Source organism: Okeania sp. SIO3B5 (assembly GCF_010692555.1).
GTDB lineage: Bacteria > Cyanobacteriota > Cyanobacteriia > Cyanobacteriales > Microcoleaceae > Okeania.
In genome coordinates this window covers 1-9908 of the sequence record NZ_JAAHHG010000377.1, presented here as the reverse complement: position 1 = coordinate 9908, position 9908 = coordinate 1, and the positions used below count along the sequence as shown (strand labels likewise).

Annotated in this window: 3 protein-coding genes; 2 read left to right on the top strand and 1 reads right to left on the bottom strand. The window is 39.0% G+C overall.

From position 1 onward, the window contains the following. Positions 1–239 precede the first annotated feature (239 nt). The gene (locus F6K54_RS32425; protein ID WP_293087217.1) at positions 240–7532 is read right to left on the bottom strand and encodes a translocation/assembly module TamB domain-containing protein; all 7293 of its coding nucleotides are present in this window, start codon (positions 7530–7532) and stop codon (positions 240–242) included. Positions 7533–7773: 241 nt separating this feature from the next. Here F6K54_RS32425 and F6K54_RS32420 point away from each other — a divergent pair, with 241 nt between their 5' ends. Both F6K54_RS32420 and murQ read left to right on the top strand, forming a co-directional pair. Then, positions 7774–8142: a DUF3110 domain-containing protein gene (locus F6K54_RS32420; protein WP_293087214.1), complete on the top strand. Its 369-nt coding sequence runs from the start codon at positions 7774–7776 to the stop codon at positions 8140–8142. A gap of 538 nt (positions 8143–8680) precedes the next feature. After that, positions 8681–9604 (top strand): N-acetylmuramic acid 6-phosphate etherase, encoded by a 924-nt coding sequence (murQ, locus tag F6K54_RS32415; RefSeq protein WP_293087211.1) that lies wholly within the window; start codon positions 8681–8683, stop codon positions 9602–9604. Positions 9605–9908 lie beyond the last annotated feature (304 nt).

Sequence of the window (9908 nt, the reverse complement as noted above, 5' to 3'; positions counted from 1 at the left end):
GTCTAAACAACGTCTTTGGCTTGCGCGCAATGCGTGCCCATTTCCCCGATGTGCCCTTGGTTATTGACGCAGGCCTCGGCCTCCCCTCTCAAGCCGCGCAAGCGTCCATCCGTGCATCCGTGGCAAAATCCGTGTCTTGCCCTGACTTCTCTAAAGCACTATTTTAGCTGAAACTGTCCACTACCAATAGCTGATAACTGATAACTGATAACTGATAACTGAAATGACTCCTAACAAAATCAAAATTGTACTTCATATTCCACTGATAATACTGCATTATCATTAAAGTTACTCCCTCCTCGAACGCGTACTTCATCATTAACTTGATAACGCAGAGAAAACTCTGTTGGTTCATTGGCACCAAAAAGTCTAGTCATGGATACTCCTAATTGATTCGTCACATCAACACCTACCTCCAAACCCCAACCCAAAGAGGAAGCACGTCGCGCTCCACGTTTAGGAATACTTGCAGGAAATATCCGAAATTCACTTAACCCAGTCGCTGCAATAATATCCTGTTGTAAGTTAGCAAGAATGGTGGTACTTGCTACATTAGCTAATGCTAAATTCCTATCTTCACTAAGGGTATTAATGATATTACCGCCCAACAAACTGACTATTTGTACTTCCGATCGCCTTGGAGAACTGGTCAACTCTAAGTTATTTTCTAATTCTGATAGAGGTCCTTTTGCTGTTGCCATAATTCTAACTCTCTGACTACTATTCAAGGTGCCTGGTGATGGAGCGTCTATTGTCTCGGATGATAATGGTGATGATGGGGATGATGAGCGGTTGGTCTCAAAAGCTGATGCTAATAGCTGTACATCCACAATGGGATCGAGTCCATTAATTGGGGTAAAGGTAGCTGTGTTGTTATAGTTGGGGTCTAAACGCAATTCTGTAGTAAATAGATTAATTACCCCTGCTACAAGGTCGATCTCACCGCTTGGACTAATATCGCTGAGGGTGCCGTTTATCAGTAAACCACCTGCAACTTCAAAGTTAGCTAGTCCTGGACTAATCATCAGTAGGCGATCGCTTAGAGTCACTTGAAAATTATTTAGACTAACCTCAAAATCTTCCATGCCAAAACCAGGTGCATTTTCTCCATTTCCTGCTGCTGCTGCAAAACCTGCTGCCTGATTCAAAAATATTTTACCTTGGGAGACTTCAACGTTACCGCCTATTTCTGGTTCCAAAGCTGCACCTGTAATAACTACTTTTCCATCAATACCACCTTGAAAAACTCGTTGAAAGTCTACATTCAGTTGGTCTAATGTAATTGTCAGGGGGTTTTTTATATCTGGTTCTTGACTGCCAAAGGGTTGAAAAATTGGTAAAACCCCAATGACTTCAACTTTACCATCACTAATAATTCCTTGGAGTTCTTTTACTTCTATACGATCGCTCTGAAATAAAACTGTACCTTCTAAGTCTGTTAGGGGTTGGGGAAATGCTGCTGCTGTGATACTCATGTCTGCAAATTTAGCATATCCTTCTGGTTTTGGTTGTTGTAATGTTCCTTTGACCTCCAATAATATATCTCCTTGACCAGAATTTAAAGTTACCTGATCGGTCAAAATATTAACTATCTGCAACGCATCATTTTTAATATTGACACTGACGTTAATTAGATCGCTGCCTGCGGAAACTTGAGCAAAGGGTAAGTCTATGGGTATATCGCCTCTATACAAAATTGGGTCTCCAATTATGGAAAGACCTCCACCAAAAAGCAGGCGTCCGGTTTTGTAACTAAACTCGGTTTGTGCTTTCTCAATGGGTGTTTCGTTTAAGGTGCCGTCTACTATATTGATTTTGCCTATAGCTCTGGGGTCTTCTAAATTTCCTCCTATTTCTGTTTCAGCATTCAATTTTCCTGCAATATTAATATTGATATTTGGTGGTATATAATCTTGGGCAAATTTCTGTATTTCTGCTAAATCTATATTTTCTAATTGTAATTTCCCAGTCTGATTTTCTAGACTCAAATCTCCATTAAATGCTAATAATGTTTCTCCTGCTCGTACTTCTAGTGGTTTGACTGTCAGCACTTCGTTTTCATATTTACCCTCTAGCAGAAATTTATCGACTTTGTAAGGTCCCCAACTCCAGTCGCTACCGTTGATGTCAAATTTGCCGTCAACACCAGACTGCAAAGATCCTTCTGCTGCTATTTCTGCTGAAAAAGTTATATCTAGGTCTGCAAGGGGTGGTATTGGTATGGGAATATTTGGTTGTTGACTTTTTTGTTGTTGTTTTAGCAAAGCTTTAATTTCGGCAAACCGACGCAGTTGGGAAATTACTGGTGTATTTTCTGGAAAACCTGCCGCATCTGGTTGCACATTTGCTGCACTGGCATAATTTGGAGTTGCTATACCTCGCGCAATATCTTCTAAGTTAAACCATTGGAGTGCGGTCAAAATATCTTGAACTTCACCTTTTTCTATTTTGAGACTGCCAGCAAATTTGGGGTCGAAATTGCCATCGGGAGAATTAATATCGACCATTGCTTGTAGGATATATCGACTGTCACCTAATAATAATGTACCGTCATTGAGAGTTCCTACACCTTTGGCAAAATTTATATCTGCGGTGAAACTCTCTGCATCTATATAACCAATGCTAGGTTTGGCAACTGCAAGATTTCCGTTTGCTGCGATCGAGTTCAGGTCGAATGTTCTCAGACCAGATATTGCTATTTTGGCGGATGCTTCCCCGGAAACTGCACCGATATCAAGTTGTGCTGCTGGCGCTATATCTAATAATTCTACAGGAAATTGCTCTAATGTCACCAGGAGGTTTTCTCCTTCTGTCACTCCTGCGAGTTTTGCTTCATCGCGTTGAATTAAGAAAGCAGTGGGAAAATAGGTTTCATCAAATCGATCTAATACTAATTCTATACGGTCTTGTTCGCCAGCAATTTCAAATGTTACTCCATCAGTTATTCCTGCATTTAATTTTCCAGATAAAACGGAATCAAAATCTACTGAATTTACGGCTAAGTTTCGCAAGACAACATTACCAACTAAACTTAAATCTTCGATAGATTTACCGATGACTTTTCCATCAAAGTTGACTCTACCTGTTAATAACTCTCCTTTTTTTTCTATGGGTAAATCTTGCGTTAATTTTTCTATGGGCAGAGATTCTAAGTCAAAATCTGACAAATTGACATTAATATTAATTCCAGAAATTGTCGGTAGGGACGAATCGCGATTCGTCCCTACGATTCCATTAGCATTAACATTTGGCGGGATAGAAACTTTTTCTATTTCTACTTGTTTACCATTCCAGTCAAACAGAGAATTAAGAGGTTGTTGAATAACTGGTAATTCTGAAAGTGTTAATTTAGCTTGAGCTGCTATTGCTTCTGGAGATAAATTTGCTAGAGTTCCAGACAGGTCTATATTTGTATTTAAAAAGCCACCAATTACTGGTAAATTTTCAGCTTGCCCTAATAAATTTTGCACCTGTCTAATAGCTGCAACGGCTGGTTTTGTTTGTTCTTGTTTTTCCAATGCTGCCGAAAATTGTTCTAAAGGAATTTGCTCTCCCACTACAGAAGTTTCCCATTTTTGACCTACTAATTTTCCTGTAATATTAACTGCTCCACCATCTGCTAAAAGTACTTTTCCTTCCGCTTCAGCAGCTATAGCTTCTGGGTTTAAATTCTCTAAATTTCCGGCGACTTTAGCACTACCGAGAATATTCCCATTTATTGTTTCTAAATAAGGCAAAACTAACTCTATAATTTCCTTATTCGTGTTATCCGTGCCCAAATTCGTGTTATCCGTGCCCAAATCCCTGTTATCCGTGCCCAAATCCGCGTTATCCGTGCCCAAATCCCTGTCTAGCTCTTTAGCTATTTTTTTGACAAAACTCAATGGAATAGGTTCGGCGATCGCTGAGGCTGTAAAATTACCATTGTCTAATTTTCCTGTGGCATTAATTGTATTATTTCCAATAATTAATTTTCCAGTTCCATCAGCAGCTATTGCTTGAGGATTCAGATTATTTAAGTTGCCAAATACGCTCAGATTGCCAAATAATTCTCCTTCAATTCCTGGGGGTAAAGTTGCACTAGCTGGTATGGCAATTAAACCAGTTTTTCTGATAGTTTCTTCCAAAGGGCGTAAAGCAATATTTTCTGTTTCTACATTTGCAAAAAAGTTGCCTCGCTCAAGCCTTCCATCAATATTAACAGCATTACCATCAATAAATAACTGAGTATTAGTATTTGCAGTAATTGCTTCAGGAGATAAATTGTTTAAATTTCCAGATAAATTAGCATTAACATCAACTTGACTATTTAAAGTTTTAATAGCAGGAATAGTAGCTCGTAAAGTTTGAATTTGATTAGCTTCTACTGGTATTAATCCCGATGTTAAAACTGCTTCTCCCAAATCCAGAAGTGGATTTACTGCTAATTTACTGCTATTAACTGAAGCTTGAAAATTACCATTATTTAACTTACCCGTAGCGTTAACAGTTCCTCCAGCAATAATTACTTTCCCATCCCCATCAATAGAAATTCCTGCGGGAGTTAAATTATTAATATTTCCAGATACAGTCGCTCCCCCCTGAATATTTCCCTTAGTATCTGTTGGTAAAACATTACTTTTCAGAGAAACAATTTGTGCTTCTGTTAATAACTTTTCGACGGCAGTAAGAGATATTTGATTAGTTTTAACTGTCGTTTGAAAATTACCCGAATTTAAACTACCTGTAGCATTAATTGTACCTTCATCAATTTTGAGATTTCCCACTAAATCTCCTGCTATATTTTCCGGGGCAATATTTGTCAGATTTCCTGATAAATTAACCTTACCATTGAGTCTACCATTCAAAGTTTTTAACCTGGGAATATTAGCTCTAATATTATTTAATTGTTCCTGGTCAGTAATAATACCAGAATTGACTGCCGACAACCCCAAATCTAACAAAGGATTAAGTGGTAATTCTTCAGTATCAACTAATGCTTGAAACTTACCATTATTAACTTGCCCATTAGCATTAACCGTACCATTAGCGATATTAACATTCCCCTGAAAACCACTCGTTATGCCAGGCAAACTTAAATCATTTAGATTAGCTGAAAAAGTAGCTTCACCATTAACATTCCCATCAGTTTGACTAGATAAAATAGGATTAGGAGTTGTCAGAAGATTTGCATTTCTCCCGATTCTTTCTAAAGCACTCAAACTCAATTGAACAGCATTTCCCTTACCTTGCAAATTACCATTATTTGCCCGAGCATTAAAATTAACTTGACCGCCAGCAATATTTATTACCCCACTCCCATTCCCATCAATACTATTAATTGAAAAATCTCTCGTGAGACCAGAAGAATTAGCTTGAGCATTAACAATACCTTCCAACCCAGATGGTAAACCCAATGGTTTTAAAGGTTCTAAATTATCTAAATTAATTTGATTGACAGTAACGTTGACTTGCCAGTTTTCCAGATTAGCAGTACCATCAATATTAACCTTTCCCCCACCAACTTCGACAACAGTATTTTTAATATTCGCCTGACTATCAACAATATCAACAGTACCACTCACCGGATAAACAGCTTTTGGTAACCGCCATTGAACTTGCCCTTTCAGACTTTCCAAAGCTCCAGCGATCGCAACTTCAGTAGAAAAGTCACCCAGGGGAAGAGGTGAAGTAATGCCATATTGTTGAGCGATCGGTTCTAGTGGTACATTTTCTACCTTCAGGTTTAAGTCAACTACAGGATTAAAATTAGGGCGTTGCTGAATACTGGGACTATTTCGGCTGACACGGGGACACGGAGACACGGAGACACGGGGATTATGCTTTCTGCTCTCTGACAAAATCATCCCGCAATTATGCAATGCCAAATTAGTTTCTTGCTCCTTACTGACTGACTTCCCCTCCTGGGAGGGGTTAGGGGTGGGTTGACTCGCGACTTCTAACTTTTGAGTTTGTGGAACTGACTCCCGACTCGCGACTTCTAACTTTTGAATTTTGACTTTTGTTTGCGTTTGCGTAGCATCCTGCAGGGAAGCATTCCGTAGGAAATTTTGACTTTGTTGAACTGACTCCTGAATTCTGAATTCTGAATTCTGAATTCTGAATTCTGAATTACCTGTAATTTTCCCTCCCACCACCGGACTAATTTTTAAGTCAGAAAAACCAGCAGTTAAATTGAGCGGTTGAAATTCTTGGTTTAACTGCGGACTAATAGTAAATTTTGTCGCAATATCCTTAAATCTTAATCTATCAACCCTAGTAACTTCAGTCGTTTGAACTTTTCCTGAAATCACTGGTTGCAGCAAACTACCAACAATACTGAAATTAGTTTTCACACCCCCATCTAACAAAGGTCTAATATCCTGAATTTGACTCCGAATTTGCTGAAGTTGCTGCTTAGTTTCTGCCGTTTCAATTTTACCCGAGAGCAAATCAATTTCTCTAGTAGCAGTATTAAACAAAGTGTCGAAACTAACAGGCAAAACCTCCGCATTCAAATTCAGATTAAGATTTTGAGGGTCTAAGTCCGCCGTTGTTTGTGCTGTACCCTTGAGCTTTAATCCAATATTCCCGTAGTTAGCGTTTAAATTTTCCACCGTAACTTTTGGCCAAGCAACATTAGCAACCGTATTCAAGTTAACAGTGTCGCTCAAGAGACTGCTGTTAGCATTCAACTCCTGCAAACTAACTTTTCCCTGGATATTTTGTACAAGATCAGCAACTTTATCAGTTAATTTAATCTGAGCCCGGAGGTCTGCATTTAATACCCCACTTTGCAGACTCACATCAGGAATATTTTCCAACGCTAATGCTAAAGGAACAAATATTGGTAATTGCAATTTTTGCGCTACAACATCAGCTTTAACTTCCGAGTTTTTGAGATTAGCATCAGCATCAACCCGAAAATTACCACCACCATCAATAACTTTCCCATTCAGATCTACCAACCAACGTTGCAATTTATCCTTAGAAAGAACTTCACTATTACTCAAATCTAAAAGTATCGGTTCAGAAGACTTTCCTGTTTCAGCAGGCAAAATACTAACATCCAGTTCTGGGAAACGTAGAGCTGTAATATCAACATTAAAAGGAGGAGGTGGTAGATCGGCCAATTCTGGAATTTTAAACGAACCATCAGCTTGTTGTTGTAGATTAGCTTCAGATTTTCCAAATGTAATATCAAGTTTCAGGGTTTTAAATAACAGAGGTCCAAGAGCATACCTAACCTTAACTATCTCCGTAGAAGCAGCGATCGAGTCAGTTGAAGTTGGAGGTAGAGAAGAAGGACCAAATTCTAGATAACCAATTCTAAATTTTTTCAGTTCGCCCACTTTAACTGGCCTTTGGGTAAGTCTAGTGAGATTCTCACTCACCATTGGGGCTAATTTTTCTTGAAACCACCAAGTTCCTACTGCTCCCCCTCCTACAAAGACTGTCCCTAAACCCAGACCACTAATAATTACTATTCTGCGCCAATTTCTAGACTTGGAGGTATCAGTTTGCTGATTAAAATTATCTGGAGTATTTGTCATTTCAGTTATCAGTTATCAGTTATCAGTTATCAGTACCAACCGCTAAAGTCAGAAGCACTGAAATACTGAAGTTTACTTTTCTCATCCCCTTGAAAGGTGAGACTATGGTAACATCAGACAATGTACTCTCCACCCTCCCTACACTTTTCACCGTCTCCTTTCCTTGACTATAATTTAGACATTATTTGTTCGTCTCTACTAATATAAACAAAACAATTGTCTATTCACATTAGGAAAAATTATGCGAGTATTTGTTTTACTATTCAATGCTAGAACTGAAAATGAAGGAATTCATACTATTCAAAGTGGCGATCGTAATCAGGTCTTGATGTTTGAATCAGAAGATGATGCCACTCGCTTTGGTGTGTTGCTAGAAGCTCAAGATTTTCCTTCTCCTGCGGTGGAAGAATTTGACCAAGAAGAAATTATGGAATTCTGTAGGGGTGTAAATTATGAGTGGAAAGTTATACCAGCAGGTGCTTTGGAGATACCCCCAGAGAATAATGTAGAAAATACTGATTGGCAACTAGATCCAGATCCAATTACTGAAAAGGGTGAAAATGTGCCTGACTTAGATAGAATTAGGCGCCAACTGGAAGGTCTTTTGTAGAACCCATTTGTTGTAAAGATGGGGAGTGGGGGAGTGGGGGAGTAGGGGAGTGGGGGAGTAAGGGAGTGAGGGAGTGAGGGAGTGGGGGAGATGGAAGTATTTTTCTACCTTTTTGCTATATTCTCTCACTGAATCTTCTGAATTCACCAGGATTGACTTCTATGCCAAAAGCACATACCACGTGCAAAGATACCATAAGGGTTCTATAGTTGTTTTGTACAAAATCAAGTTAAAATTTAAAAATTAAAAGTATTTTTTATTCTCCATAAGTAAAACCCTTAAATACATATCTAATTGATTTTTTTGTCAAACTTTAAGATATACCAGATAACAGGGAACAGAGAATAGAGAACAGTGGGAAAAAAATCAGACCGTACTGGGTTGATCCTAAGCACATAAAGGTTTTCACTATAGATAGACTACAGTAGCAAAAGCATTTTTCTACTCTGTAGGGACGTTATATACAACGTTTCTACTCCCTACTCCCTACTCCCTACTCCCTAAACAAAAAGAATTTTTTATCAGTAACGGGCTAAAGATGGACAATTTACAGGCACGAGGTCATTTATTGACAGAACAGGTTAATCCCAATAGTCAGAATTTAGATAAGTTAAGCTCTTTAGAGTTGGTGGACTTATTTAATCAAGAGGATCGGCGAACTTTAGAAGCGATCGCTGCATCCCGTCTACAATTGGCTCAGGCAGTGGACATTACTACTGAAGCTTTACGCCAAGGTGGCAAACTTTTTTATGTGGGCGCTGGTACAAGTGGTCGTTTGGGGGTACTAGATGCGGCTGAATGTCCTCCAACATTTTGCACGCCCTCGGATTTGGTACAAGGAATTATCGCTGGTGGTGCGGGTGCTTTAGTCCGTAGTTCTGAAGATTTGGAAGACCAGTTTGAAGATGGTAGTCAGGCGATCGCTTCGCGCCATATTACGAATTTGGATGTGGTAGTCGGTATTACTGCTGGTGGTACAACTCCTTATGTCCATGGTGCTTTAGAAGCAGCAAAACAAAGGGGGGCAAAAACAATTTTTATTACTTGTGTGCCTGTAGATCAGTTTAGTGTGGAAGTAGATGTGGATATTCGGTTAGTAGTTGGCCCAGAGTTATTGGCAGGTTCCACACGCTTAAAGGCAGGAACAGTGACAAAAATGGCTTTGAATATTTTATCAACGGGAGTAATGGTAGGACTGGGAAAAGTTTATGGTAATCGTATGGTTGACGTAGCAGTGAAAAATACTAAGTTACGCGATCGCGCTCTACGCATTATTGAGGATTTAACTGATTTAAGTAGGGATGAGGCCACACAATTATTAAATAAAAGTAACGATTCAGTTAAGTTGGCACTTTTTATGTATTGGAGTGGTTTAGAAAAAGAAGAAGGCGACAAGATTTTATCTGAATACCAAGGTAATCTCAGAGCGGCATTGCAAAAAGTAGGAAAAATAGAGGATTAGGTATTGAAGAAGGAGTCAGGAGTCAGGAGTCAGGAGTCAGAATTTCCTTCTGCCTTCTCCCCCCTTTCAAAGCTATGCTTTATAAACATCTTTCTTAACATAAAACTTGACAAAATAGACAGGTTATGTATAAGTCTTCCAAAGGTTTTTGTCAGAGAAAAAGTGTATGAAAAAGCACATTTTTTTCGATAACTTAAGTAGTTTTTCCTATCTACTATGATTCTTTCTCCCCTACTCTCTACTCCCCTACTACCCTACTCCCTACTCCCTACTCTCTACTACCCTACTCCCCTACTCCCCTACA

Coding starts and splice junctions, on each gene's coding strand:
- murQ (WP_293087211.1), top strand. CDS start 8,681: ATGGACAATTTACAGGCACGAGGTCATTTATTGACAGAACAGGTTAAT.
- F6K54_RS32420 (WP_293087214.1), top strand. CDS start 7,774: ATGCGAGTATTTGTTTTACTATTCAATGCTAGAACTGAAAATGAAGGA.
- F6K54_RS32425 (WP_293087217.1), bottom strand. CDS start 7,532: ATGACAAATACTCCAGATAATTTTAATCAGCAAACTGATACCTCCAAG.